Origin of the sequence: Allobosea sp. 67-29 (genome assembly GCF_001898115.1) — a bacterium.
Taxonomy (GTDB): Bacteria; Pseudomonadota; Alphaproteobacteria; order Rhizobiales; family Beijerinckiaceae; genus Allobosea.
On record NZ_MKSQ01000005.1, the window covers coordinates 327,314 to 353,667 of the forward strand.

The 26,354-nt window shown below is 69.3% G+C and carries 25 protein-coding genes; 15 read left to right on the plus strand and 10 right to left on the minus strand.

Annotated features, from left to right (window positions below; all coding sequences use genetic code 11):
• The first annotated feature begins 171 nt into the window (after positions 1-171).
• On the plus strand, positions 172-942 hold the full coding sequence (locus BGO20_RS02145; RefSeq protein ID WP_291663089.1) for an SDR family NAD(P)-dependent oxidoreductase: 771 nt from the start codon (positions 172-174) through the stop codon (positions 940-942).
• Positions 943-958: 16 nt separating this feature from the next.
• Here BGO20_RS02145 and BGO20_RS02150 read toward each other — a convergent pair whose 3' ends face one another.
• Together BGO20_RS02150 and BGO20_RS02155 are read right to left on the minus strand one after the other, a co-directional pair.
• On the minus strand, positions 959-2,566 hold the full coding sequence (locus BGO20_RS02150) for an FMN-binding glutamate synthase family protein (protein ID WP_291663090.1): 1,608 nt from the start codon (positions 2,564-2,566) through the stop codon (positions 959-961).
• Positions 2,567-2,667: 101 nt separating this feature from the next.
• Positions 2,668-4,491 carry a TRAP transporter large permease gene (locus BGO20_RS02155; protein WP_291663499.1) on the minus strand — a complete coding sequence of 608 codons (1,824 nt, stop codon included), beginning with the start codon at positions 4,489-4,491 and terminating at the stop codon, positions 2,668-2,670.
• A gap of 251 nt (positions 4,492-4,742) precedes the next feature.
• Between BGO20_RS02155 and mmcB the strand changes: the two genes are divergently transcribed.
• A complete protein-coding gene (gene mmcB / locus BGO20_RS02160; RefSeq protein WP_291663091.1) occupies positions 4,743-5,207 on the plus strand; it encodes a DNA repair putative endonuclease MmcB in 465 nt (154 codons plus the stop codon).
• Here mmcB and BGO20_RS02165 read toward each other — a convergent pair.
• A complete protein-coding gene (locus BGO20_RS02165; protein ID WP_291663092.1) occupies positions 5,202-6,161 on the minus strand; it encodes a LysR family transcriptional regulator in 960 nt (319 codons plus the stop codon). The genes mmcB and BGO20_RS02165 overlap by 6 nt on opposite strands.
• A gap of 97 nt (positions 6,162-6,258) precedes the next feature.
• On the opposite strand from BGO20_RS02165, the gene BGO20_RS02170 reads away from it, so the two are divergent.
• A complete protein-coding gene (locus BGO20_RS02170) occupies positions 6,259-7,428 on the plus strand; it encodes an MFS transporter (RefSeq protein WP_291663093.1) in 1,170 nt (389 codons plus the stop codon).
• A 70-nt stretch (positions 7,429-7,498) separates the two neighbouring features.
• Here the strand turns inward: BGO20_RS02170 and BGO20_RS02175 are convergent, their stop codons facing one another.
• Positions 7,499-8,065, minus strand: coding sequence for an ActR/PrrA/RegA family redox response regulator transcription factor (locus BGO20_RS02175; protein WP_291663094.1), 567 nt, complete (start codon positions 8,063-8,065; stop codon positions 7,499-7,501).
• An 84-nt stretch (positions 8,066-8,149) separates the two neighbouring features.
• Positions 8,150-9,493 (minus strand): ActS/PrrB/RegB family redox-sensitive histidine kinase, encoded by a 1,344-nt coding sequence (locus BGO20_RS02180; protein WP_291663501.1) that lies wholly within the window; start codon positions 9,491-9,493, stop codon positions 8,150-8,152.
• A gap of 220 nt (positions 9,494-9,713) precedes the next feature.
• Between BGO20_RS02180 and BGO20_RS02185 the strand changes: the two genes are divergently transcribed.
• The 6 genes from BGO20_RS02185 to BGO20_RS02210 all read left to right on the plus strand — a co-directional run bounded on the left by BGO20_RS02185 (position 9,714) and on the right by BGO20_RS02210 (position 16,581).
• Positions 9,714-11,015: a polyhydroxyalkanoate depolymerase gene (locus BGO20_RS02185; protein ID WP_291663095.1), complete on the plus strand. Its 1,302-nt coding sequence runs from the start codon at positions 9,714-9,716 to the stop codon at positions 11,013-11,015.
• Between the two features lie 63 nt (positions 11,016-11,078).
• Complete coding sequence (locus BGO20_RS02190) at positions 11,079-11,819, plus strand: M48 family metallopeptidase (protein WP_291663096.1); 741 nt, start codon at positions 11,079-11,081, stop codon at positions 11,817-11,819.
• 103 nt (positions 11,820-11,922) lie between these two features.
• On the plus strand, positions 11,923-12,138 hold the full coding sequence (locus tag BGO20_RS02195) for a hypothetical protein (RefSeq protein WP_291663097.1): 216 nt from the start codon (positions 11,923-11,925) through the stop codon (positions 12,136-12,138).
• Between the two features lie 126 nt (positions 12,139-12,264).
• Complete coding sequence (locus BGO20_RS02200) at positions 12,265-13,422, plus strand: amidohydrolase (RefSeq protein WP_291663098.1); 1,158 nt, start codon at positions 12,265-12,267, stop codon at positions 13,420-13,422.
• Between the two features lie 10 nt (positions 13,423-13,432).
• Entirely contained in the window at positions 13,433-14,941 is a 1,509-nt protein-coding gene (locus tag BGO20_RS02205; protein ID WP_291663099.1) for a serine hydrolase domain-containing protein, read from the plus strand.
• 50 nt (positions 14,942-14,991) lie between these two features.
• Positions 14,992-16,581 (plus strand): ABC transporter substrate-binding protein, encoded by a 1,590-nt coding sequence (locus BGO20_RS02210; RefSeq protein ID WP_291663100.1) that lies wholly within the window; start codon positions 14,992-14,994, stop codon positions 16,579-16,581.
• A 9-nt stretch (positions 16,582-16,590) separates the two neighbouring features.
• On the opposite strand, the gene BGO20_RS02215 is transcribed toward BGO20_RS02210, so the two are convergent.
• Entirely contained in the window at positions 16,591-17,493 is a 903-nt protein-coding gene (locus BGO20_RS02215; RefSeq protein WP_291663101.1) for an aldose 1-epimerase family protein, read from the minus strand.
• Between the two features lie 147 nt (positions 17,494-17,640).
• Between BGO20_RS02215 and BGO20_RS02220 the strand changes: the two genes are divergently transcribed.
• The 5 genes from BGO20_RS02220 (at position 17,641) to dapD (ending at position 21,839) form a co-directional block, all read left to right on the plus strand.
• Complete coding sequence (locus tag BGO20_RS02220) at positions 17,641-18,636, plus strand: TRAP transporter substrate-binding protein (protein WP_291663102.1); 996 nt, start codon at positions 17,641-17,643, stop codon at positions 18,634-18,636.
• A gap of 11 nt (positions 18,637-18,647) precedes the next feature.
• Positions 18,648-19,430, plus strand: a complete 783-nt coding sequence (locus tag BGO20_RS02225; protein ID WP_291663103.1) for a VOC family protein — start codon at positions 18,648-18,650, stop codon at positions 19,428-19,430.
• A 139-nt stretch (positions 19,431-19,569) separates the two neighbouring features.
• Positions 19,570-19,854 (plus strand): hypothetical protein, encoded by a 285-nt coding sequence (locus BGO20_RS02230; RefSeq protein ID WP_291663104.1) that lies wholly within the window; start codon positions 19,570-19,572, stop codon positions 19,852-19,854.
• Positions 19,855-20,176: 322 nt separating this feature from the next.
• A complete protein-coding gene (gene cobF, locus BGO20_RS02235; RefSeq protein ID WP_291663105.1) occupies positions 20,177-20,938 on the plus strand; it encodes a precorrin-6A synthase (deacetylating) in 762 nt (253 codons plus the stop codon).
• Positions 20,939-20,996: 58 nt separating this feature from the next.
• On the plus strand, positions 20,997-21,839 hold the full coding sequence (gene dapD / locus BGO20_RS02240) for a 2,3,4,5-tetrahydropyridine-2,6-dicarboxylate N-succinyltransferase (protein ID WP_291663106.1): 843 nt from the start codon (positions 20,997-20,999) through the stop codon (positions 21,837-21,839).
• 72 nt (positions 21,840-21,911) lie between these two features.
• Here dapD and BGO20_RS02245 read toward each other — a convergent pair whose 3' ends face one another.
• The 3 genes from BGO20_RS02245 to BGO20_RS02255 all read right to left on the minus strand — a co-directional run bounded on the left by BGO20_RS02245 (position 21,912) and on the right by BGO20_RS02255 (position 24,564).
• A complete protein-coding gene (locus BGO20_RS02245) occupies positions 21,912-22,466 on the minus strand; it encodes a DUF1269 domain-containing protein (RefSeq protein WP_291663107.1) in 555 nt (184 codons plus the stop codon).
• Positions 22,467-22,554: 88 nt separating this feature from the next.
• On the minus strand, positions 22,555-24,048 hold the full coding sequence (locus tag BGO20_RS02250) for an MDR family MFS transporter (protein WP_291663108.1): 1,494 nt from the start codon (positions 24,046-24,048) through the stop codon (positions 22,555-22,557).
• A gap of 111 nt (positions 24,049-24,159) precedes the next feature.
• Positions 24,160-24,564 carry a VOC family protein gene (locus tag BGO20_RS02255; protein WP_291663109.1) on the minus strand — a complete coding sequence of 135 codons (405 nt, stop codon included), beginning with the start codon at positions 24,562-24,564 and terminating at the stop codon, positions 24,160-24,162.
• A gap of 244 nt (positions 24,565-24,808) precedes the next feature.
• On the opposite strand from BGO20_RS02255, the gene BGO20_RS02260 reads away from it, so the two are divergent.
• Positions 24,809-25,339 carry an isochorismatase family protein gene (locus tag BGO20_RS02260; RefSeq protein ID WP_291663110.1) on the plus strand — a complete coding sequence of 177 codons (531 nt, stop codon included), beginning with the start codon at positions 24,809-24,811 and terminating at the stop codon, positions 25,337-25,339.
• A gap of 15 nt (positions 25,340-25,354) precedes the next feature.
• On the opposite strand, the gene BGO20_RS02265 is transcribed toward BGO20_RS02260, so the two are convergent.
• Positions 25,355-26,344 (minus strand): branched-chain amino acid ABC transporter permease, encoded by a 990-nt coding sequence (locus BGO20_RS02265; protein ID WP_291663111.1) that lies wholly within the window; start codon positions 26,342-26,344, stop codon positions 25,355-25,357.
• Positions 26,345-26,354: the final 10 nt, after the last annotated feature.

Here is a 26,354-nt window from a genome sequence, read left to right on the forward strand (position 1 = left end):
TTCCGTGTCCGCTCCCGAGGATCATTATAATCCGGGTAAAAATTCTTCAAGCTATTTTATCCGGGCAATTTCTTTCCGCCGCGAATGGTGTCGTCGGCAGCTGCGGCGGCGGCGGCCGGTTGGCCTGCCTCCGCGCTTGATCCGCGCGGCGGCCTGTCGGAATGTCCTGCCATGAGCGAAAGCGAACCGGTTCTTCTCTTTGGCGATCTGTCCGGCAAGACCGCGCTGGTGACGGGGGCGTCCGGCGGCCTCGGGCTGCATTTCGCCCGGCTGCTGGCGCGCTACGGCGTCGCGGTGACGCTCGCCGCGCGGCGCAAGGCCGCGCTCGACAGCGCCTGCGCCGCCATCGCCGATGCCGGAGGCGACGTGCAGGGCCTGGCGCTCGACGTCGCCGATGCCGGCTCCGTCCGCCAGGCGCTTCACGGCCGCTCCTTCGACATCCTGGTCAACAATGCCGGGGTCAGCGGCGCGGCACGCGCGGCTGACCTTTCCGAGAGCGAATGGGATCAGGTCCTCGATACCAATCTCAAGGGCGTCTTCCTGGTGGCACAGGCTGTCGCGCAGGGCATGCGCGCCTCGGGCCGGGGCGGAGCGATCGTCAATATCGCCTCGATCCTCGGTCACCGCGTCGCCGGCGGCGTCAGCGCCTATGCCGCCTCCAAGGCGGGGGTGATCCAGCTCACCAAGGCTCTGGCACTGGAATGGGCCCGTGACGGCATCCGGGTCAACGCGCTCTGCCCCGGCTACATCGAAACCGACATCAACCGGGAATTCTTCGCGACCGAGCCGGGGCAACAGCTGATCCGCCGCATCCCCCAGCGCCGCCTGGGCCAGCCTGAAGAACTCGACGGGGCGCTGCTCCTGCTCGCTTCGCAGGCCGGCAGCTATATCACCGGCTCGACCATCGCGGTCGATGGCGGCCACCTGGTCTCGTCGCTTTAGGGCAGACGGCCCGGCGCTAGGCGGCCCGGTCGAAGCTGTCGGTGCGGGCGAGGTCCCAGTTGCGGCGGTAGAAGCTGTGCTGGCAACGTCCGTCCGTCAATTCGCCGGGCTCCAGGAAGACGTGGAGATCCGAGAACAGCCTGATCTCGGTGGTGCTGACGCGGCGCACGAGATGGTGCGGGCCGAGTTCCGACGGGTGGCTCAGGCCCGCCGCAGCCAGCATGTCCGCGAGCGCATGCACCGTGTTGGCGTGGAAGCGGTGGACGCGCTGCGCCTTGTCCGGCACCACCAGCGCGCGCTGGCGCACGGCATCCTGCGTGGCGACGCCGGTGGGGCAGCGATTGGTGTTGCAGGACAGCGATTGCACGCAGCCCAGCGCGAACATGAAGCCGCGCGCCGCATTGGCCCAGTCGGCGCCGATGGCGAGTACGCTGGCGATGTCGAAGGCGCTGACGATGCGGCCGGCGGCGCCGATCCTGACCTTGTCGCGCAGGCCCGCGCCGGTCAGCACATTGTGGACGAAGAGCAGGCCTTCGCGCATCGGCAGGCCGATATGGTCGCTGAACTCGACCGGGGCGGCGCCGGTGCCGCCCTCGGCACCGTCGACGACGATGAAATCGGGCACCACGCCGCTTTCCAGCATCGCCTTGACGATGCCCATGAATTCCCAGGGGTGGCCGAGGCAGAGCTTGAATCCGACCGGCTTGCCGCCGGAAAGGTCACGCAATTGCGCGATGAAGCCCATCATCTCCAGCGGCGTCGAAAAGGCGCTGTGGCTCGGCGGCGAGATGCAGTCGCGCCCCACCGGCACGCCGCGCGTCGCGGCGATTTCCGGCGTCACCTTCGCCCCCGGCAGGATGCCGCCATGGCCGGGCTTGGCGCCCTGGCTGAGCTTGATCTCGATCATCTTGACCTGCGGCTCCTGCGCCTGCCGGGCGAAGCGATCCGGGTCGAAGCGGCCCTTGTCGTCGCGGCAGCCGAAATAGCCGCTCGCGACCTCCCAGACGATGTCGCCGCCGCCCTCGCGGTGATAGGGGCTGATGCTGCCCTCGCCGGTGTCGTGGCTGAATCGGCCCAGGCGCGCTCCGGTATTGAGCGCCCGGATGGCATTGGCCGAGAGCGAGCCGAAGCTCATCGCCGAGATGTTGAACACCGAGGCGGAATAGGGCTGCGCGCATTGCTCGTTGCCGATGCTGATGCGAAAGCCCGCCGGGTCCGAGGTCGGCACCGGCCGGGTCGAATGGCCGATGAACTCGTAACCGTCGCGATAGACGTCGAGCAGCGTGCCGAAGGGGTGGTCGCCGGCGAGGTCCTTGGCGCGGCGGTAGACCAGCGAGCGCTGCGAGCGCGAGAACGGCGCCGCTTCCTCGTCCGCCTCGAACAGGTACTGGCGCAGCTCCGGCCGGACGAGCTCGGCAAGCCAGCGGATATGCCCGATCACCGGATAGTTGCGGCGGATCGAGTGCTCCGGCTGGCTCAGATCCCACAGGCCCAGCAGCGAGAGCAGCACCGCAAGGCTCGCCGGTAGCCAGACCCAGCCATGGCGAAAGGCGAGGGGGACGAGGATCAGGGCCGCCAGGACGCACAGGACGAGCGTCGTGAAGCGGCTCAGGCGCAAGGTCATCGGGAAGCCTCAAGGCAGGGTCGAACGCTTCCGGTTTAGAGCATGGCGAGGCTGGCGGTGCCAGAGGCGGGGGCTCGATGCTCAGTCTGGCGACGGGTTCGTCAGTACCGCAGGAACCCGATTGAGAACCACGGGATTGCGGCGACGACGATGAGACCGACGAGGAGGGCGAGCATGTAGCCCCAGATGTATTTGAGGCCGTCGTCGGGATTGATCTTGGAGATGGCGCAGGCGCCGTAGTAGCCGACGCCGAAGGGCGGGGCGAAGAGGCCGATGCCCATGGCGAAGATCACGACCATGGCGTAGTGGACCTCGTGGATGCCGGCGGCCTTGGCGATGGGGAAGACGAGCGGGCCGAACAGCACCATGGCGGGGATGCCCTCGAGCACGGAGCCGAGCACGGTGAAGGCGAGGATCGAGATGCCGAGGAAGCCCCAATGGCCGCCGGGCACCGAGGCCATGGCCTGGGCGAGGTCGCGCGAGAAGCCGGACTGGGTCAGGCCCCAGGCCATGGCGGTGGCGGCGCCGATGATGAAGATGATCGCGCCGGTCAGCGACGCGGTCTCGACCAGCATTCTGGGCAGGCGGCGCCAGTCGAACTGGCGGTAGAGGAAGAGCCCGGCCAGGACCGCATAGGCGATGCCGATGGTCGAGACCTCGGTCGCCGTGGCGACGCCCTCGACCACCGCGGCACGGATGACGAAGGGGAGCGCGATGGCCGGCGCCGCGATCAGCGCGAGCCGGGCGATGACGCGCTTGGGCTGGCGCGCGACATGGCTGAGGTCTTCGCCGCGATAGCGCCACCAGACGACGCAGCACAGCGCCGCGCCGAGCACCACGGCCGGCAGCATGCCGCCGGTGAACAGGGCGGCGATCGAGACCCCGGTGACCGAGCCGATGGTGATCAGCACGATCGAGGGCGGGATGGTCTCGGTCTGGGCGCCGGTGGCGGAGAGCAGCGCCACCAGATCGCCCGGCTTGGCGCCGCGCTTCTGCATCTCGGGGAAGAGCACCGGGGCGATCGCGGCCATGTCGGCGACCTTGGAGCCGGAGATGCCGGAGACCAGGTACATCGCGCCGATCAGCACATAGGAGAGCCCGCCGCGGACATGGCCGAGCAGCGAGGCGAGGAACTGGATCATCGCCTTGGCCATGCCGGTCATCTCGATCAGGGCGCCGAGGAAGATGAACAGCGGCACGGCGAGCAGGATGAGATGGCTCATGCCCTCGTCGAGACGCCCGACCATGACCAGCATCGGGGTCGAGGTGGTGAGCGCGAGATAGCCGAAGGTGGCGAGCGCGAAGGAAAACGCGATCGGCACGCCGGAAAAGACGTTGAGCGCGACGACCCCGACGAAGAACACGATCAGGTTGAGCTTGCCGAGCGGCTTCAGCATCGGTCCGGCCAGCCAGAACAGGCCGATCAGCAGCGCGGTCAGGGCGGCGGCGGCGAGCACCGGCTTCCAGGCGCCGAAGCGGACGAGGCGCAAGAGCGCGACGACGAGCATCAGGCCGATGCCGATCGGCAGCGCCGCGGCGCGCCAGGCATTGGAGATCTCCAGCGCCGGGGTGACGATGAAGCTCTCCTCCTGGGCGTAGTCGAGCGCATGCGGCAGGATCATCACCAGGAAGGCGATCGCCGCCGTGATCGCGACCGCCTCGAGCAGCAGCCGCGTCCGCGGCGAAACCCGCGTCACCAGCCCGGTCATCCGCATGTGCTCGCCGCGCTGCAGCGCCAGCACGGCCCCCAGCATCGACAGCCACAGGAACAGGATCGAGGCCAGTTCGTCAGACCACACCAGAGGCGCATGGAAGACATACCGCGCCGCGACCCCCGCCCCGAGGATCACAACCTCCGAAACGACGAGAACGGCCGCGACGAACGAGACGAGGAAGCCGACGATGCGCTCGAGGCCGCTCGCCATTCGTCCGAAGGCGGTCGCGGAAAGATCGGCCGGCGTGGCCAGGCTGGCGCCGTGAGCATCCATTGAGACGTTTCCGATTGTCGTGTTTTGAGTCCTTATAGGCTGGCCGGCGTCCCGGCGACTAGCCGTAACGTCGAGTACTCCGATTGCGCATGGGCGCACCTCGCCCGGGCGTGGCTCCGCCTTCGCCGGCGCCCGTCCGGCAGCCCTGCCGGGTTGCATTCCCGGAAACAAAGAGAGAACATAGGGGCATGTCACTCGCCGAAGCAGCCCTCAACCCGCCGCCTGCCCGGCCGGACGTCACCCGCGCCGTCTGCCGTGGCGCGAGCCGGCATCTGCGCGAGCGCGGCTACGCTATCGTCAAGGAAATGACCTTCGCCAATGGCCGGCGCGGCGACATCGTCGCGCTGTCGCCGGCGGGCGAGCTCTGGGTGGTCGAGGTCAAGTCGGGCCTCGCCGACTACCGGGTCGACGGCAAATGGCCGGATTACCGCGACTATTGCGACGGCTTCCTGTTCGCGGTGGCGCCGGAATTCCCGCAGGAGGTCCTGCCGGAGGATGTCGGGCTGATCGTCGCCGACGCCTATGGCGGCGAATTGCTGCGCGAGCCGCCCCGGCATCCGCTCGCGCCGGCGCGCCGCAAGATGCTGACCATCGCCTTCGCCAAGCTTGCGGCCGGGCGGCTGGCGCTGCTCGAGGACCCGCCCGGCCTATGAAGCCGTCGCGGGCATGGCCGTCTGCGCCTCCTGGCGGACCGTCGCCGGGCGGCCCAGATCGGCCTCTGCCACCAGAAAGTCGATGAAGGCGCGCACGCGCGCCGGCAGCTTGCCGCCATGGCCGACATAGACGGCGTGGATCTCCTCGACATCGCCGGGGTTGAAGGGCTCCAGCACGGGCACGAGCCGCCCCGCAGCGATGTCGGGGCCGATATGGAACAGCGCGAGCCGCGTGAGCCCTTGCCCGGCAAGCGCGAGTTCGCGCGCGCTTTCGCCGTCGCCGACGGTGGCGCGTCCATGCGCCGGGAGCTCGTGGCGCCGGCCATCGATCAGGAACGGCCAGCTGTCGCTGTGGCGGATGAAGTTGAAGGTCACGAGGTCATGCCCTGAGAGATCGTCCGGATGAGCCGGCGCCGGGCGGCGCCTCAGATAGGCCGGCGCGGCGACGATCGCCATGCGGCTTTCCCCGAGCTTGCGCGCCATGAGTTGGGACGGGCGCATCGGCCCGACCCGGATCGCGACGTCGGCGCGCTCGTCCATCAGGTCGATCACGGCGTCGCTCAAGGTGATGTCGAGCTCGACGCCCGGATGGGCCCGGGTGAAGCGCGGCACCAGCGGCAGCAGGTGGTGCCGGCCGAACGGCACATTGGTGTTGACCCTGAGCCGTCCGCGCGGGATCTGGCAGGCGGCGACCGCGCGCTCGGCCTCGTCCAGATCGGCGAGCACGCGCAAGGCATGCATGTGGAAGGTGGTGCCTTCCTCCGTCAGCATGAACTTGCGCGTCGAGCGGACGATCAGGCGCACGCCGAGCCGCGCCTCCAGCCGCGCCACCAGCTTGCTCACTGCCGAGGGCGTCATCCTGAGGGCCCGGGCGGCCGGCGAGAAGCCGCCGAGCGCGACGACGCGCGCGAACACCTCCATCTCGCCGGAGCGGTTGATCTCGGAACGGGGCATGGTGAGTTGATCTCACAAATGATGGTCCGTCCGGCATACTAATTCACAGCCGCATCAGCCGCTATCTCCGGGGCCGATTTCGTACCCGGAGGCTTCCATGCCCATTGCCCTCTATGCCCTGACCGTCGGTGCCTTCGGCATCGGCGTCACCGAATTCGTCATCATGGGCCTGCTCCTGCAGGTCTCGGGCGACCTCGGCGTCTCCATTCCGGTCGCCGGCCTGCTGATGACCGGCTATGCGCTCGGCGTCTTCGTCGGCGCACCCGTCCTGACCATCGCGACGCGCAGCCTGCCGCGCAAGACGACGCTGCTCGTGCTGATGGCGATCTTCACCCTTGGCAATCTGGCCGCCGCATTGGCGCCGAGCTTCGCCTGGCTGATGACGGCGCGCATCGTCACCGCCCTGGCGCACGGCACCTTCTTCGGCGTCGGCTCGCTGGTGGCGACGAGCCTCGTCGCGCCCGAGCGCAAGGCGTCCGCGATCGCGATCATGTTCACCGGCCTGACCCTCGCGACCTTGCTGGGCGTGCCCTTCGGGTCCTGGCTCGGTCTCGCCTACGGCTGGCGTTCGACCTTCTGGGCCGTCACCGCCATCGGTATCGTCGCCTTCCTGGTGCTGGCGACGCTGGTTCCGTCCGACAGGGAGCGCATCGAGCCGGCGCCGATCGCCGAGGAACTCAAGGTCCTCGCCCGGCCGCAGGTCCAGCTGGGACTGGTCATGACCGTGCTCGGCTTCGGCGGCATCTTCGCGATCTTCACCTTCATCCAGCCGATCCTCATCGAGCTCGCCGGCTTCAGCGAGGCGGCGGTCTCGCCGGTCCTGCTCGTCTTCGGCGCGGGCCTCGTCGTCGGCAACCTGCTCGGCGGCCGCTGGGCCGACCGCAGCCTGGCGCCGGCGCTGATCGGCACCCTCGTGCTGATGACGCTGGCGATGTTTGCTTCGGGCTTCGCCTTCCACAGCCAGGCCGGTGCCGTCGTAGCGGCCTTCATGCTGGGCGCGGCGGCCTTCGCCACGGTCCCGCCGCTGCAGATGTGGGTGCTCCAGCAGGCCGGCGGCGCCGGCCAGGGCCTGGCCTCCAGCCTGAACATCGCCGCCTTCAATCTCGGCAATGCCCTCGGCGCCTGGCTTGGCGGGCTCGTGATCACGCAGGGCCTTGGCCTGGGCGCCATCCCGCCGGTCGCCGCGCTGGTGCCGCTCGTCGCATTGGGTCTGGCGGCATTCGCGGTGAAGCTGGAGCGCCGGACGGTGCGGGCCGCCTGCGCCTGACGGTCGCGATCAAACAAAAAACCTGCCGGACGGCCGGTCCGGCAGGTTTTCGCTTGTCGTGATGACGGGTTCAGCGCGGCGCGCGCTTGGCCAGGATACGCTGCAGCGTGCGCCGGTGCATGCCCAGGCGCCGTGCCGTCTCGGAGACGTTGCGGTTGCAGAGCTCGTAGACGCGCTGGATGTGCTCCCAGCGCACCCGGTCGGCCGACATCGGTTTTTCCGGCGGCGAGGGGCGCGCGTCGCGAGCGGCTGCGAGCGCGGCGTGGATCTCGTCGGCATCGGCCGGCTTGGCGAGGAAATCGAAGGCGCCGAGCTTCACGGCGCTGACGGCCGTCGCGATGTTGCCGTAGCCGGTCAGCACGACGCCACGGGCGTCCGGGCGGCGTTCCTTCAGCCTGGCGATGACGTCGAGCCCGTTGCCGTCGCCCAGCCTGAGATCGATCACGGCGAAGGCCGGTGCCGCTTCCTCGAGCGCGGCGAGCCCGGCCGCGACGCTGTCGGCGGTCCGCACGCTGTAACCCCGGCCTTCCATGGCGCGGGCGAGACGGGTCAGGAACGGCTTGTCGTCGTCGACCAGCAGCAGGGACATGTCCTCGCCCGTTCCGGGTCTGTTGCTCGCACTGTCGACGCCTTGCATTGCCATCTCCTTGCCGCTTGTCCATGCGCGCTGCGGTTGCGCGGATTCGAAGGTTCAAGACGACGCCGGCATGGCCGCCGCCGCTCAACCTCGTTCATGTAATGCCGACGACGCGCTTTCGGTACCCCCGATGACGGGCAGGTCGGCCTCGAAGACCTCGCGCGGCCAGACGATGCGGATCGATGCCCCGCTGTCGGGCGCCGGGCGGTTCGAGAATTCGAGCGAGGCGCCGCCGCGTTCGAGCAGCGTCTTGGCGATGAAGAGCCCGAGGCCGAGCCCACCGCCGGCCCGGTTCTCGGCCGAACCGCGTGACAGATAGGGCTCGCCGGCCCGCATCAGCACGTCGGGCGGGAAACCCGGCCCGTCATCGGCGATGGTCAGCGTGACCTGGCTGCTGCTCCATCCGGCCTGGATCGAAACTGTTGAGCGGGCGAAGTCCACGGCGTTGTCTACGATATTGCCGAGGCCGTAGATCATGCCCGGATTGCGCCGGCAGACCGGCTCGGGCTTCTCGCCCCGCATACTGATCTCGAACGGCACGCCGAAGGGCCGCTGCGGGCCGGCCGCTTCCTCGATCAGCAGGCGCAGCGTCAATTGGTCGAGCGGGCCGGCATCCTCGTCCTGCAGGCTGGAAAGCTTTGCGAGGATGCCGCGGCAGCGCTCCACCTGTTCGCGCAGCAGGGCGATGTCCTCGGCCATCTCGCCCTCGGGCGGCGCGAGCCGGGTGAGTTCGCGCGCGACGAGCGCGATGGTGCCGAGCGGCGTGCCGAGTTCATGCGCAGCCGCCGCCGCGAGTCCGTCGAGCTGCGAGAGATGCTGCTCGCGCGCCAGCACCAGCTCGGTCGCCGCCAGCGCGTCGGAGAGATCGCGCGCCTCCTTGGCGACGCGCCAGGCGTAGATGCCGGTGAAGGCGAGGCCCAGCACGAGCGCGACCCAGTTTCCGAGCTGGTAGTAGAACGGCAGCACCGGCCGGTCGGGCCCGGCCCAGGGCAGCGGCAGGTGAAAGCGGCTGAGCAGGGTCGCGAGCGCCGCGGCAAGCAGTCCCAGAGCGAGTGTGCGTTGCGGCGGCAGGGCCGTCGCCGAGATCAGCACCGGGGCGAGGAACAGGAGGGCGAAGGGGTTCTGCAGCCCTCCGGTCATGTAGAGCAGGGCGGCGAGCTGGACGATGTCGAAGGCGAGCAACGCGGTGGCGGGGCCGTCCTTCAGGCGGTGGCTCAGCGGAAAGCGCACGCGCAGCGCGATGTTGAGCCAGGCCGAGATGGCGATGACGCCGAAGCACCAGCCGAAGGGCAGGAGGAAGCCGAGGCCGAAATGGACGCCGGCGACGGCGACGCTCTGCCCGGCAATGGCCAGCCAGCGCAGCCGCACCAGGGTGTCGAGCCGCAGATGCCGGCTCGCGCGCGCCGGGGCCGGCGCCGTCAGGTCCAAAGTCGTCACCGTGCCCAAGCCCTTGCGATCACAGGTATTCCGCAGTCGTGCCGCGGGCCGCGCGGGAGGTTTTCGTCGTCGCCCGTCCACATGTCAGAGAATCTTAGCCTTTAGCCGGGTTGAATGAGAACAAAATCAACTTAAGGTGCGTAGCTCGCTGCGGCGCACCAACACATGCTGCGCCGCCAGAGGACATTGAAATCGTATGTACGGGGCCGCCATGTCGTTTGCCTACCATGCCTACGAAGCGGTTCACATGATGGTGGGCCCGATGCGGGGCGTCTCGGACGCGGTCCAGCTCGCGTTCAAGAACCCGGCCAATCCGCTCACCTATACGCCGCTCGGGCGCACGGTCGCGGCGTCCTGCGAGCTGTTCGAGCGCATGACGCGCCGCTACGGCAAGCCGGCCTTCGGCCTGCACGAGACCACGATCAACGGCGTCAAGGTCCCTGTCGAGGAGCGTGTCGTCTGGGAGCGGCCTTTCTGCCGGCTGGTCTATTTCGACCGCAAGATTCCCGGCCGGCGCAAGCCGCAGCCGAAGGTGTTGCTCGTCGCGCCGATGTCCGGCCACTACGCCACGCTGCTGCGCGGCACGGTTGAGGCCTTCCTGCCCGGTCACGAGGTCTACATCACCGACTGGGTCGATGCGCGTCTCGTGCCGCTCTCGGAAGGGCGGTTCGATCTCGATGACTACATGGACTACGTCATCGACATGCTGCACACCCTCGGCCCCGACACGCATGTCATGGCGGTGTGCCAGCCGGCCGTCCCCGTGATCGCCGCGATCGCGCGGATGGAGGCGGAAGGCGACGACAGCGCGCCGCGATCGATGACGCTGATGGGCGGGCCGATCGATACCCGCCGCTCGCCGACCGCCGTCAACCAGCTCGCCATGGAGCGCGGCATCGACTGGTTCCGGCGCAACTGCATCACCGTCGTGCCCCTTCCGCATCTGGGAGCCTTCCGCCAGGTCTATCCCGGCTTCATGCAGCTCTCCGGCTTCATGGCCATGAACATGGACCGCCACGTCACCGCGCATTACGAGATGTTCAAGCACCTCGTCTCCGGCGACGGCGATTCCGCCGAGAGGCATCGCGACTTCTACGACGAATACCTCGCGGTCATGGACATGACGGCGGAGTTCTACCTGCAGACGATCGAGACGGTCTTCGTCAAGCATGCCCTGCCGAAGGGGGAGATGACGCATCGCGGCAAGCCGGTCGACCTCACCGCCGTCCGCCGCGTCGCGCTGATGACGGTCGAGGGCGAGCTCGACGATATCTCCGGTGTCGGCCAGACCAAGGCCGCGCATGATCTCTGCGTCAACATCCCGGCCGACAAGCGGGTGCACTACCTTCAGCCCAAGGTCGGCCATTACGGCGTGTTCAACGGCTCGCGCTTCCGCGCCGAGATCCAGCCGCGCATCTCGGACTTCATGGTCAGCCTCGACATGGAGGCCGCCAAGGGCCGCCGTGGCGAAAGCGCCCAGGAGCAGCGCAAGGCCCTGAAGGTCGTCGGCTGAGGCCCCGGCGCGGCGGCCGGGCCTCTTTCCCGCCGCCCGCGAATCCCGCACAATCGCGCCCGCATGCGCATCTCCCTGTTCAAGCGCCAGCCGGACCCCGACCGCCTCGAGGTGGTCCATGCCGGCCGGCGCTATCCCGTCCTGGTGAAGCGGCGCGCCAATGCGCGGCGGATGACCCTGCGCGTGTCGCAGGCGACCGGCGAGGTCACGCTGACCCTGCCGGAGCGGGTCGATTTCGCCGCCGGTCGGAGCTTCGCCGAGAATCACGGCGGCTGGATCGCGGCGCGCATCGCGAAGCGCCCGATGGCCGTGCCGTTCGAGCCGGGGCAGATGGTCCCGCTGCGTGGCGCGCCGCACCGCATCGTCCACTGGTCGAAGGCGCGCGGCCTCACCCAGGCGACGACGGACAGGGATGGTGCCCCGATCATCGCCGTTGCTGGTGAGGGCGCCCATGTCCCGCGCCGGGTGAAGGATTTCCTGAAACGGCTTGCGCTCGAGGATCTGGAGCAGGCGGTACGCCGGCATACCGCCAATCTCGGCATCCCCGCGCGCAGGATCACGATCCGCGACACGACGAGCCGCTGGGGTTCCTGCTCCTCGCAGGGCCATCTCAATTTCTCCTGGCGGCTGATTCTCGCCCCGGCCTTCGTGCTCGACTATCTCGCGGCGCATGAGGTCGCTCATCTCAAGGAGATGAACCATTCGCACCGCTTCTGGGCGCTGACGCACAAGCTCTGCCCGCGCACCGAAGAGGCTGAAGCCTGGCTCAAACGCCACGGGGCGGGGTTGCACGGCTTCGGCTGAGGCTTTGCCGGCAGCGACGCGGGCCACATTTCCGCCGTTAACCACTTTCTGAAAATTGCGCCCGCACACTGACCCCCGATTCGCCTTCAGTGTGAGTACGTCCATGGGTCAGGTCATCGCGTTTCGTCGCCCGTCGCCAGCGCTTCCGGTCGGGCAGCCCGTACTGGGCCTGATGTCCGCGGTCGATTTCGCCTTGCGCGACCTGGCCGAGATCATGCCGCATATCACGCTCGATGCCGCGCGCGAGCAGGCCGAGGCCTGCCGCGCCATGCTGGCCGAGGCCTTCAACGCCGAAATCGACGCCGAACTCGACGGCTGAAGCCGCGTCCGGGCGGCTCTGCATGGCCCCCCGGCTCTCGCGAGGCTTGTCCGGGCGCGAGAATCGTCGAACTTCTCTCGTCAAAGAGCGGGCCTGAATCGGTGGCCGGCCGCGGGAGATGTGCGGATGTTCCTCACCAACAGCGACATGGTCGACCTCGTCGATCTGCGGCACCGGCTGCATCGCCGCCCCGAGATCTCGGGCGAGGAACGCGAGACCGCGGCCACCATCGTCGATTTCCTGAAGCCGACGCAGCCGAACCGCATCGTCACCGGCCTCGGCGGCCATGGCGTCGCGGCGATCTACGAAGGCGCCGAGCCCGGGCCGACCGTGATGGTCCGCGCCGAGCTCGATGCGCTGCCGATCGAGGAGATCTCCGACAGCGATCATCGCTCGGAGATCCCCGGCAAGGGCCATCTCTGCGGCCATGACGGCCATATGACGATCCTCGCCTCGCTGGCGCGCGGGCTCAACCGCAACCCGCCGCGGCGGGGCCGCGCCGTCCTGCTTTTCCAGCCGGCCGAGGAGACCGGCGCAGGCGCCGCCGCCGTCATCGCCGATCCGAAATTCGCCGAGATCGCGCCCGACTACGCCATATCCCTGCACAACCGCCCCGGCGTGCCGGTCGGCCAGGCGCGCATCTCGGAGGGCGCGGCCAATTGCGCCTCGCGCGGCATCAAGATCGTGCTCACCGGCGAGACCACCCATGCCTCGACGCCGGAGCATGGCCGCTCGCCGGCACCGGCCATCGCGACATTGATCCCCGCGCTCACCGCACTGGGTCCGGGCGGCCCACTCGATGCGCAGTTCCGGCTGGTCACGGTCACCCATGTCGCGATCGGCGAGGAGGCCTTCGGCATCGCGCCGGGCCATGGCGAGCTCTGGGCGACTTTGCGCACCGTCGACGACGCCCAGATGGGTGCGCTCTGCGAGGCGGCGGAAATGCTGGCACGCGAGGCGGCCCTTGCGGACCGGCTGTCGCTCGAGATCAGCTATCACGACATCTTCCATCATTGCGAGAACGAGCCCGAGGTCGTCGCCATGCTGCGCCGAGCTATGGACGAGGAGAACGTCCCGCACGGCCCGGCGAAGCCTTCGCGTGGCTCCGAGGATTTCGGTCTGTTCGGCCGCAAGGCGAAATCGGCGATGTTCCTGCTCGGCTCGGGCGATACCGCCCATCTGCACAACCCCGACTACGACTTCCCGGACGATGCGATCGCCACCGGGGCCCGCGTCTTCATGCGGGCACTGCGCAACATCCTCGGCGAAGCGCGCCCGGCCTGAGGAGACGGCGATGACCGCGAACTGGACGGAAGCCGCTGCGTGCGCGGCCGGGATCGCCGCCGGATGGCAGCGCGAGGTCGGGCCGGGCGGCGCAATCGTGCTGTTTGACCGTGACGGCGTCCGCGAGGCTTTTGCCGGCGGGCTCGCCAGCATCGAGCACGGCCTGCCCTTCACGCCCCGGACGGCGAACCGCTTTGCCTCGATCAGCAAGCATGTGCTCGCCATCGCGTTGCTGCGCGAAGAGGTGCCGCTCGATGCTCCGCTCGGCCGCTGGTTGCCTGAACTGCCGGCACCGCTGGCCGAAGTCCCGCTCGTTCGTGCCCTCGACATGACCGGTGGCCTGCCGGACATGATGGAAGCCTTCTGGCAGCAGGGCGTGCCGTTCACCGCGACCCTGAGCGCCGACGAAATCCATGCCCTCGCCTGCCGCTTCCCTTCGCTCAGCACCCAGCCGGGCACGGAGATGGCCTATTCCAACACCGGTTGGCGCCTTGCCCAGCGCGTGCTCGAAAAGGTCACGGGCAAGCCTTACGGCGAGACCGTCGCCGCGCTGTCCGGCGAACTCGGCCTCGCCTTCCGCCTGCCCTATGACGACGCGGAGATCGTGCCCGGTCTCGCCACCGGCTATTGGCGCGACGGCGAGAGCTGGCGTCGCGGCCATTACGGCTTCCATTTCTCCGCTTCCGGCGGCATCGCCGGCTCGGCCGCCGATCTCGCCGGCTGGTGCTCTGCCCTGCTGGCCGGGCGCGGGCCGCTCGCCGGCATGCTGGAGCGGCTGACCGCGCCGCGCCATTTCGCCGACGGCAGCGAGAGCGTCTACCGGCTCGGGCTGGTCTGCAGCCGTCTCGGCGGCTTCGACGTCGTCGGCCATGGCGGCTCGCTGACCGGCTATCGCAATCACGTCCTAACCGCGCCCGAACTCGGTGTCGGCGTCGTCGTGCTGACCAATCGCGAGGAAGAGGCGCTCTGGCCGGCGCTGACGGTGCTCGCCGCGTTGCTGGGCGAGCCCCTGCCGGTCGCCGCGGACGCCCCGCCCGGGCTGTTCGCCAGCGAGGAGGGTCCGTTCTGGGCCGAGCTCGCCGCCGATTCGATCGGCTTCATGGGCGGCTATGAGCGGCTCGTCTCCGATGGTGAAGGCGGCCTGCGCAGCCTGCCGGCCTATCTCGACATCCGCCTGCGGCGCGATGGGGCGGACCGCCTGACCGGGCAGATCGGCGGCGTCCGGCGCTCGCTGCGGCGCGTGCCGGCCGACACCGCGCTCGACATCCGCCTGATCGGCCGCTGGCGCGATCCACATTTCGGCACCGTGATCGACATCCGTCCCGACGGCACGGCGCTCTGGCCCTGGCCCCTCGACGGCAGGATCACCCGCTTGACCCCGCTGCCGAACGGGCGCGCCCTTGCCGACCTGATGCACGGCCCCTGGCGGGCGCGACCTTGTCTGTGGCTCGACGGGGAAGGCCGCCTGCGGGTGGCCGGCCACCGGGCGAGAATCTTGCAGATGGACCGTGTCGACTAGGCGCTCCTGAGGGGGAAGCGCCGGCTCGACGAAGACTGGAGGAGGTTCCCATGCGTCTACCCCGCCTTGCTGCGGCTCTCGCCCTGACGGCCGCCACCCTGCTGCCGCTCGCCGCCCGAGCGCAGGCGCAGCCGGCGCCGAACCGTGTGCTGCGGGTCGCGCCGCATGCCGATCTCAAGACGCTCGACCCGGTCGCGGCCTCGATCGTCATCACCCGCATGCACGGGCTGATGATCTACGAGACGCTCTTCGCCTGGGATTCGAACCTGCAGCCCAAGCCGCAGATGGTCGAGAGCTTCGAGACCTCGCCCGACAAGCTGACCTGGACCTTCACCCTGCGCCCCGGCCTCAAATTCCATGACGGCCAGCCGGTGACGACCAAGGACGTCATCGCCTCGCTCGAGCGCTGGATGAAGCGCGACACCATCGGCGGCAAGCTTGCCGAATATACCGAGGGCATGGAGGCGGTCGACGCCAAGACCTTCAAGCTCAGGCTGAAGCGCCCGCTGGCGCTGGTGCCCTTCGCGCTCGGCTCGGCGGTCGGCCAGATTCCGGTGATCATGCGCGAGGCGGACGCCAGGAGCGATCCGATGAAGCCGGTCACCACGACCATCGGCTCCGGCCCGTTCAAGTTCAATCGCGAGGAATGGCGCAGCGGCTCGAAGGTCGTCTACGATCGCAACCCCGACTATGTGCCGCGTTCCGAGCCGGCCGACGGCCTCGCCGGCGGGCGCGTCGTCAAGGTCGACCGCGTCGAATGGCTGATCATGCCCGATGCCGCGACCGCCGCGGCCGCGCTCCAGACCGGCGAGATCGACATCTGGGAGCAGCCGAGCCAGGACCTGATCCCGACCATCGCCTCCAATCGCGACATCAAGGTCGAGCGCTATTCCAATCTCGCCAACCAGGTGATGCTGCGGCCGAACCATCTCTACCCGCCCTTCGACAACCCGAAGGCGCGGCTGGCGCTGGCCTATGCCACCGACCAGGCCGATTTCCTCGCCGCCGGCTTCGGCGACGAGGAATGGTGGAAGCGCTGCAACGCCTATTTCGTCTGCGGCAGCCCCAACGGCACCGAAATCGGCACGGAAGGCTATGCCAAGCCGGATCTGGAAAAGGCCCGCCAGCTCCTGAAGGAGAGCGGCTACAAGGGCGAGAAGCTGCTGCTGACCACCAGCAACGACATCGCGCCGATCGGGCGCATGGCCGAGGTCGCGGCCGCCTCGCTGAAGAAGGTCGGCTTCAATGTCGACGTGCAGTTCGCCGATTGGGGCGCCGTCACCACCCGCCAGCAGAACAAGGGCCGGCCGGACCAGGGCGGCTGGAACCTCTTCGTCACCTATGCCTCGGGCGCGACCATGCAGTCGCCGCTGACCAACATCGGCACCAACATGGCCTGCCAGCGCGCCTGGGCCGGCTGGCCCTGCGACGCCGAGGCCGAGAAGCTGCGCGGCGCCTTCGTCGATGCGCCCGACGATGCCAGCCGCAAAATCGCGCTGGAGGCGCTCCACAAGCGGCTGGCCGAGGTGCAGCCCTATCGCGTGCTCGGGCAGTTCGACCAGCCCTATGCCCGCCGCGCCAATGTCTCCGGCGTGCTGGCGGCGCCGGTCATGCTGTTCTGGAACGTCGAGAAGAAGTGAGGCGGTCGCTCAGGCCGGCGCTGCCGTCGGGATGAAATGCGGCGTGGCGCGCCAGACGAAGTCCCGGCTCGTGCCCGGCGCGAGCCGGAGCACGCCGGGCTTCTCCGCGAATTCGCCCTGCCAGCCGACCGGGCTCGCCATGCCGAACCAGGGCTCGATGCAGAGGAAGGGCGCGCCCGTCGGCTTCGACCAGATGCCGAGGTCCTTGTAGCCCTCCCAGCTCACGGTCAGCGCCCGGATTTCGCGCCCGGCTTCGTCGAGCGCGGCGAAGCGCACAGCCTCGTTGGCGACGTTCGGGATGACGATCGCGTCGCTGGCGAACAGCCCCTCGGCAAGGTCGAGCTCCCGCCCGGTGAAGGGCAGCGGGATCGCCGGGCCGAGCAATCCGCCGTCGACGCCGAGGCCCGGGCCGGGCTCGGGGTTCGGGAAGCTCAGCCTGTGCCGCTCCTTCGGCACGCCGGGCGCCAGCGGCCAGAGAAAGGCCGGGTGGGCGCCGACGCCGCAGATCAGCGCGCTGTCGGCGGGGTTGGTGACGCGCGTCGTCACCGAGAGGACGCCGTCCGCGAGCTCGTAGATCATCCGCAGCACGAAACGGAAGGGATAGATCGCCAGCGTCGCCTCGCTCTCCCGCAGTTCCAGCACCGCCCGGCTCGGGCTCCGCTCGACCCAGGCGAACAGGCTGTCGCGGGCGAAGCCGTGCTGGGTCAGGTGGTAAGAGCGCCCGTCATGGACCAGCATATCCTCGGCGAGGCGGCCGACGATCGGGAAGAGGACCGGCGCATGGCGCGGCCATTCCGGGCCGCCATGCCAGAGCAGGGGGCCGTCCGCGTCGGCGAAGGCGACGATCTCGCCGCCCTGCGCGCGGATGGTGGCGCGCAGCCGGCCGGAGGCAATCTCGTGGGTGTCGGTCATGGCGTCCCTCCGCGGCGGCTCGTGGCTCGTGGATAAGGCAATCGCCCGCCGCTGGGAATCCGCGCCGGCGCCGCGCGAGGCCCTGCCTTGCCGCCAGGCCGCTTGCGGAACGCCGCCGGTTCGGGCGATCTGGCGTCAGGAGGATCGATGAAGCCGCTGACCACACCGACGCGCCGCGCCGTCGCCGCCGGCCTCGTCGCCGCGCCTGCCCTGCTGCGCGGCGCTGCCTGGGCGGCCGGCAGGCCCGTCACGGTCGCCTCGCTGCTTGGAGAGGACAAGCCGGAGACGAGGATCTGGCGGCATATCGCCGAAACCCTGTCGCGGACGGCCCCCGGTCGCTTCGATCTGCGCATCGTCCCCAATGCGGCTCTGGGCGGTGAGAAGGAGGTGGCGGAGGGCCTGCGGCTCGGCTCGATCCAGGCCTCGCTGTCGACCATCTCGGCGCTCTCCGGCTGGGTGCCGCAGGGCCAGATCCTCGACTTGCCCTTCCTCTTCCGCGACCGCGATCATTTGAGGCGCGTGCTCGCCGGCCCGCTCGGAACGGAGCTGAAGGCGCAATATGAGGCGCAGGGCTTCGTCGTGCTCGGCTTCGTCAACTACGGCGCCCGCCACCTGCTCGCCAAGGAGCCGCTGACCACCCCCGCCTCGGTCCGGGGCAAGCGCATCCGCGTGATCCAGAGCCCGCTCCACACCGCGCTGTGGTCCGGCTTCGGCGCCTATCCGACGCCGCTGCCGATCCCGGAAGTCTACAACGCGCTCAGGACCGGCGTCGTCGACTGCATGGACCTGACCAAGTCGGCTTATGCCGGCTTCCGGCTCTATGAGGTCGTGCCCTGCCTGATCGAGACCGGCCATATCTGGGCCAGCGGCGTGGTCATGGTCGCCGCGCCGTTCTGGAAGGCGCTGGCGCCGCAGGACCGCGACGCGCTTGCCGCCGCCGCGAGCGAGGGCGCCGCCCATTTCGACGCGCTGATGCAGGCCGATGAGGGGGCCTCGATGGCACAGGCCGCCGCCGGGGGCGGCAAGGTCTTCGAGCCGGAGGACCGTGCCGGCTGGCAGGAGGGAGCCCGCAAGGTCTGGGCGGCCTTCGCCCCGAATCTCGGCGGCATGGAACGTATCGAGACGATCGCCAGCAGCGCCTGAACGGAGCGAGCATGCCCTTCACCATCGACCATATCGTCATCGCCGTCGCCGACCTCGAAGCCGCCGCGCGCGACTACGAGGCGCTCGGCTTCACCGTCCTGCCCGGCGGCGAGCATCCGCGCGGCTCACGCAACGTGCTCGTGGTTCTGGCCGATGGCGCCTATCTCGAGATCATCGCTTTCCCCAAGCCGGTTCCGGGCTTTCGCTGGTGGGAGGTGTTCCAGGCGGCCGGTCCGGGTTTCGTCGACTATGCCCTCCTGCCCGAGGTCTTCGAAGCGGATGTCGCCCGCCAGCGCGACGCCGGCATCGCGCTCGAAGGTCCGATCGACGGCGGCCGGCTCCAGCCCGACGGCAGCCGCATCGCCTGGCGCTCGGCGCGCCCGGTCGAGCCCGATATTCCCTTTCTCGTCGCGGACGTCACGCCGCGCCACCTGCGCGTGCCGGAAGGTGCGCCGCGGATCCATCGCAATGGCGTCACGGGAATCGCCGCCGTCACCGTCGCGGTGAAGGATCTCGCCGCCTCCACGGCGCGCTACCGGGCCTTGCTCGGGCAGGAGCCCGTCGCCGCCGGCACCGTCCCGGGCCTTGGCTTCGGCCTCGTCCAGTTCCGCATCGGCGAGCAGGTACTGTCGATCGTCGCTGCGCGGGAGGAGGGAGCCGGCCCGGCGCACGCCCTCGCGGCGCGGGGGCAAGGCATCTGCGCGCTGTCCTTCTTCGGGTCCGCCGACGCCGTCCTTGAACCCCGCCTGAGCCACGGTGCGCCGCTCGAAATCGTCGGGCCGCTGCGGTCATGATCCGGTCACGCGCATCGGCGACAAGGGTCCGTTTACATTCGAATCATTCCATTTAACTAATAAAAACAACGGCTTGCGCCTGTCTTCCGGCGCGCCTATCTCTCTTTCGGCCAGTGAATCAGCCGACGGAGAAACCGGAATGGGTGAGGTCAGCGAGGTCGATGTCGCGGCCGTGATCGGGCGGACCGACGAACTCGTCATCCGCGAGATCGTCCGCACCGGAGCGAGCCGGTCCGAACTGCGTCGGGCTCTGGCGCTGGCCAAGGGACCGGACGACCTCGTCGATCCCGCGGCGCTGCCGCCGCGCATGCGGCGGCTCGTCGACCTGCTCGCCATCACATTGCCCGAGCAGGGTCCGAGGCCCTTGCAAGGGCCGCAGCACCGTCTTCCGGGCGCCATGAAGGACATCCATCGTGCCGCGTGATCGCAGCTTGGCGGGGCCGGAACCGGGGCGGTGCTCCTGACGGCCTGTGGCCGGGTGTCGGGCCATGCTCCGCTGCCGGCCTTGTCCGGGCGCGGGCAGGCGCCGAAAGCGATCGGCAGTTCTGTGAGGAGGTGGCGGATGCTGATTCCCGTGCTGGGCCACGTCATGGCGACCGGCGCGCGCGCCTCGCGGCGGTTCTGGAGGCGCTTCAGGCGCCGCTGGCGCTGAAGCGCCGAGCCCGCCGGCAGCGGCGGCGCGTCGCGTCCGGGTCTCGCATTCCCGGCGCGGGTCATGCTAAGCGGCGGCGAAGCTTTGGAGCGGCATGCGAACCATCCTCATCATCGGCATCGGGGCCGGCAGTCCCGACCATATGACGGTCGAGGCGATCGAGGCGCTGAACCGCGCCGATATCCTGTTCATCCCCGACAAGGGCGAGGAGAAGGCCGCGCTTCGGGCCCTGCGCGAGGCGATCTGCGCCCGCTTCATCCGCAATCCCGGCTACCGCACCGTGCCCGTGGAAATCCCGCGCCGCGCCGAGGCGGGCAGCGACTATCACGGTGTCGTCGACGATTGGCACGAGCGCATTGCCGGCCGCTACCGGGCCCTGTTCGACACCGAATTGCAGCACGGGCAGACCGGTGCGCTGCTCGTCTGGGGCGACCCCGCGCTCTACGACAGCACGCTCAGGATCGTGGAGCGCGTCGCCGCTTCCGGTCTCGCCCTCGACTGGCGGGTCTATCCCGGCATCAGCAGCGTGCAGGTCCTCGCCGCGCGCCATCGCATCCCGCTGAACCGGATCGGCGCCCCCGTCCTGCTCACGACCGGGCGACGGCTCGCGCTCGGATTCCCGCCCGATCAGGACAGCGTCGTGGTGATGCTCGACGGGGAGCAGGCCTTCGCCAAGCTCGATCCGGCCGGGTTGGAGATCTTCTGGGGCGCCTATCTCGGCATGCCCGAGGAGATCCTGCTTGCCGGCCCGCTGGCGGAGATCGCTCCGCGGATCGCCGAGGTCAGGGCCGCGGCCCGCACTCGGCATGGCTGGATCATGGACACCTATCTGCTGCGGCGCCGATCCGCGGCTTGACGCCGGGCGCCGCATCCGCCATCGCTCGCGCCGTCTGTCCAGCGCCGGAGCCGTGCTCATGTCCCTCGCCGATCTCGCCGCCACCATCGACGCCGCCTGGGAGAACCGGGCCGAGATCGGCGTCCAGACCAAAGGCGCCGTCCGCGAGGCGGTGGAACAGGCGATCGAAATGCTCGATGCGGGCGAGGCCCGTGTCGCCGAGAAGCAGGGTGCCGACTGGGTCGTGCATCAGTGGCTGAAGAAGGCGGTGCTGCTCTCGTTCCGCCTGACCGACAACATGATCATCGCCAACGGCCCGGGCGAGGGCGTGTTCTGGGACAAGGTGCCGTCGAAATTCGAGGGCTGGGGCGAGAACCGCTTCCGCGCCGCCGGCTTCCGCGTCGTGCCGCCGGCCGCCGCGCGCAAGGGCTCGTACCTCGCTTCGGGCGTGGTGCTGATGCCGTCCTTCGTCAATATCGGCGCCTATGTCGATTCCGGCACCATGGTCGACACCTGGGCGACGGTCGGCTCCTGCGCCCAGATCGGCAAGAACGTGCATCTCTCGGGCGGCGTCGGCATCGGCGGCGTGCTCGAGCCGCTGCAGGCCAACCCGACCATCATCGAGGACAACTGCTTCATCGGCGCTCGCTCCGAGGTGGTCGAGGGTGTGATCGTCGGCGAGGGCTCGGTGCTCTCGATGGGCGTCTTCATCTCGGCCTCGACCAAGATCGTCGACCGCGCCACCGGCCAGGTCCATATCGGCAAGGTGCCGCCCTATTCGGTGGTCGTGCCGGGCTCGCTGCCGGGCAAGCCCTTCCCGGACGGCACGCCGGGGCCGTCGCTGGCCTGCGCCGTGATCGTTAAGACGGTCGATGCCCAGACGCGCTCCAAGACCGGCATCAACGAGCTGCTGCGAGACTGAGCGCCGGAGCCGCCATATCCGGCGGCTCCGAGATCGAAGCCTTGCTTCGCCGGAAAGGGACGCAGCGCGACTTCAGCCGACCGGCGAGGGCGCGCCGGAGCCCTGCGCCGCCGGCGGAGCGTCCGTGGCGGGAGCCGCGGCGTGGGCGTCGGCCAGCGCATCGCGCAGCTTCTGCTCCTGCGACCGGTCGAGCGAGGTCTTGAGCACGGTGCCGCCGGTGCCGCGCAGGGCCTCCAGCACCTTGTCGCCGGTCATCTTCTTGACCAGCACGAACAGCGCGGCGTTGCCCGGCTGCAGGCTGCCGGCGAGGTCCTTCATGAAGGCGTCGTCGACGCCGTAATCGGTGAGCGCGCCGCCGAGCGCGCCGGAAGCGGCCCCGAGCGCCGCTCCGAAGATCGGCATCAGGAAGATCGCGCCGATCAGCAGCCCCCAGAACGAGCCCGAGACCGCGCCGAGGGCGGTGGTGTTGAGCAGCTGGTTGAGCTTCACCTTGCCGCCTTCGTGCATGACGGCGATGGCGGCGTCGCCGATCTCGATCAGGTATTCCTTCTGCAGCCCGAGGAGCTTCTGGCGCATCTCCTCGGCGCGGGCCTCGGTCGGATAGACGATGACGACGAGATCGGACATGGCGCGACTCCTGCTGCGGAAGCGGGCGAAGCCTGCACGGAAGAGATGACAGGCAGATGGAAACGCGGGCCCGGCTGCGCCGGTTCCCTCATTCCAGGGCTGCGGCCTTGGCGGCCTCTGCCGCCCCGCCGCGCAGCGGCAGCTCCTTCATCAGCCCGAGCGAGAGCAGCGCCAGCGCGAAGCCGAAGGCGGCGGCGCCGAAGACGTAGCGGAACAGCATCACCATGGTCTCGCGATCGACCGTCCCGAGCTTCAGCGCCTCGGGCGAGAGCTGGCCCGTCTCGCCGCCGACGCCGCCGAGCACGATCGCACCGAAGACCGCGACGATGAGCGCGCCGCCGATCTGGCGGAAGAAGTTGGCCACCGCGGTCGCCGTGCCGAGCTGATGCGGCCGGACCGCATTCTGGATCGAGACGGTGGCGACCGGCAGCAACGTGCCGAGGCCGACGCTGACGACGGCCAGGATCACGCAGAACGGGGCGAGCGGAATCCGGCCGGAGAACACGGCCAGCACCGCGGCGCCGGCGCAGGCGACCATGAGCCCGACCATCGGGACGCGCTTGTAATGGGTGAGCTTCGTCATCGCGCGCCCGGAGCTGGTGGCGCCGATCACCGTTCCGCAGGTCAGCGGCAGCAGCCCGAGGCCGGAATGCGTCGCGCTCAGCCCCATCACCGTCTCGAAATAGAGCGGCAGATAGATGGTCAGGCCGATGAAGGCGCCCATGGCGAGGCCGGCGGCCACGGTGCCGAACCGCACGACCTGGTTGTTCATGACGTCGAGCGGGATCAGCGGCTCGGCCGCGACGCGCTGGCGCCAGGCGAAGAGCGACCATAGCACCAGCGTCGCGCCCACCAGCCCGGCGATCGGCAGCGACCGCCAGGGATAGGCAGTGCCGCCCCAGGAGAGGGCGAGCAGCAGCGAGAGCGTGCCCGCCGTCATCAGCAGCGCGCCGAGCACGTCGAGCTTGTGCGGGCGCTCGTGGCGCGGCAGCCGCTTGAGCGCCGCGCTCGACATCCAGTAGGCGCCGATGCCGAGCGGCAGGTTGATCCAGAAGATCACCGACCAGTGCAGCTTCTCGGCGAGCACGCCGCCGAGGACGGGCCCGATCAGCGACGAGGACAGGAAGACGCTGGCGAAATAGACCTGATAGCGGCCCCGCTCCTTCGGCGGCACCATGTCGGCGACGATGGTCTGCGCCAGCGCGATCAGGCCGCCGCCGCCGAGGCCCTGGACGAACCGCGCGAGGATCAGCGCCCACAGATTCGGCGCCAGCGCGCAGGCCAGCGAGCCGACCATGAAGACGACGATGCCCGAGAGCAGCACCACGCGCCGCCCGTGGATGTCGGCCAGCTTGCCGTAGAGCGGCGTGACGGCCGTCGAGGCGAGCAGATAGGTCGTGACGATCCAGGGCAGGTGGGCGACGTCGCCGAGATCGGTCCCGATGGTCGGCAGGGCGGTTGCCACGATGGTCTGGTCGAGCGCGGCCAGGAACATCGCGACCATCACACCGATCAGGATCGAGCGGATGTCGGCATGCGTCAGCGGCGCGGCATGCGCCTGGGTTTCGACCCGCTTGTCCATGGAGCCTGCAGTCAAACTTGCGTCAGGGGAATGGCTGCAGGTTAAATCCGCCGCGCGCCATGCGCTATGGGCGGGGCGTCGGGTCGGCTCTGCGATGGAGACGGATCGGCGTCAGCCCGCCACCGCCGCCGGGTCCATCCACATCACTTCCCAGACGTGCCCGTCGAGGTCGCGGAAGCCGTGGCCATACATGAAACCGTGGTCCTGCGGGTCGTTATAGGTCGAGCCGCCGGCGGCGAGCGCCGCCTTCACGATCGCGTCAACCGCCTCGCGGCTCTCGCGCGACAGGCAGGTCAGCACCTCGACGCTCCGCTCGGTGTCGGCGATCGGCTTGGGCGAGAAGCTCGCGAACTTCTCATGCGTCAGCAGCATCGCGAAGATCGTGTCGCTGATCACCATGCAGGCTGCGGTCTCGTCGGTGAACTGCGGGTTGAAGGAAAAGCCGAGCGCTTCGAAGAAGGCCATCGAGGCGGGCAGGTCCTTCACGGGCAGGTTGAGGAAGATCATCTGGGCCATGGCTTGTCCTCAGGCGGTGGGTCGGCGGATCTTGTCGGGTGACGGGATGCGGCCTTCGCGAAGGCCGCGCGGAGCTGGGGCTGCTGTGCCGCACGGGCCGCTCGCCGGACCGGCGGTCGCGGCCCCTCCTCAGGAGTTCATGTTGATATCAACGCTTCGTGTCAAGCCGGTTGGACCATAGGTGGCTTGACGCGCGCCGCGGCCGGGGCGGCTATGATAGGATGTCGCGCAAGGGAGCCGGACGATGCCGTTGCTGAACCTGCGGAACGCCATGCTGCTGGTCATCGACCTGCAGGAGCGGCTGATGCCGGCGATCGATCAAGGCGGCCTCGTCGTCGCCAACACGGCCCGCCTGCTCGAGGCGGGTCGTCTGCTCGGCGTGCCTGTGGTGGTGACCGAACAGAACCCGGCCAAGCTCGGTCGGACCGTTCCGGAGCTCCCCGGCCTGCCGCCCGCCATCGCCAAGATGGCCTTCGATGCCTGCGCCGAGCCGGCCGTGCTCGAGGCGCTCGGCGGCGACAGGGAACTGGTCGTCTGCGGCTGCGAAGCGCATGTCTGCGTCGGCCAGACGGTCGTCACCTTGCTGGAGCATCGCCGCCGCGTCGTGGTGGTGGAGGATGCGGTCGGCTCGCGGGCTCCCCGATCGCACGCGGCCGCGCTGCGCCGCATGGCGGCCCATGGCGCCGAGCTGGTCACCACCGAGATGGTGCTGTTCGAGTGGCTGCGGACCGCGGCCCATCCGCAGTTCCGGGTGATCTCGCAGCTGATCCGCTGACCGCTCGCGCCGGCGTCAGAGCGGCTTGCGGATCGCCCTGGCGATGACGCCGACGATGCCCTCGCGGAAGAGCAGCACGCAGGCGACGAAGATCACCCCCTGGATGACCGTGACCCAGGCGCCGAAGGTGGCGAGGTAGTTCTGCATGGCGACGATGACGGCGGCGCCGACGATCGGCCCGAACACGGTGCCGAGCCCGCCGACCAGCGTCATCAGCACCACCTCGCCCGACATGGTCCAGTAGACGTCGGTGAGCGATGCGAGCTGGAAGACGATCGCCTTGGTCGCGCCGGCGAGCCCGGCGAGCGCGGCGGAGAGCACGAAGACCATCAGCTTGTAGCGGTTGGCGCGGTAGCCGAGCGAGATGGCGCGGGGCTCGTTGTCGCGGATCGCCTTGCAGACCTGGCCGAAGGGCGAGTGGATGATGCGGTAGATCAGCAATAGCCCGCCCATGAAGATCGCGGCGACGAGCCAGTAGAGGGCGCGGTCGTCGGCGAGGCTGACGAGTCCGAAAAGCTTGCCCCGCGGCACCGCCTGGATGCCGTCCTCGCCGCCGGTGAAGCGCGGCGCCTGCAGCGAGAAGAAGAACACCATCTGGGCCAGCGCCAGCGTGATCATCGCGAAATAGATGCCCTGTCGCCGGATGGCGAGCGCGCCGAAGACGGTGCCGAGCAGCGCCGCGACGGCGGTGCCGAGCAGGATGGCGAGCTCGGGCGTCAGGCCCCAGTTCTTGGCCGTATAGGCCGAGACATAGCTCGCCATGCCGAAATAGGCGGCATGTCCGAAGGAAAGCAGGCCGCCATAGCCGAGCAGAAGGTTGAAGGCGAGCGCGAACAGCGCGAAGCAGAGCACCTTCATCACGAAGACGGGATAGGCGACGAAGGGCGCGATCACCAGCAGCGCCGCAATGGCGACGAACAGGTTGCGGTGCAGCCTGGCGGTGCCGTCGTCGGTTTCGGCGAGCGCGGTACCCGCGGCGGCTTCGGTGGAGGCGAGATCGGTCATGTCCTTGTCC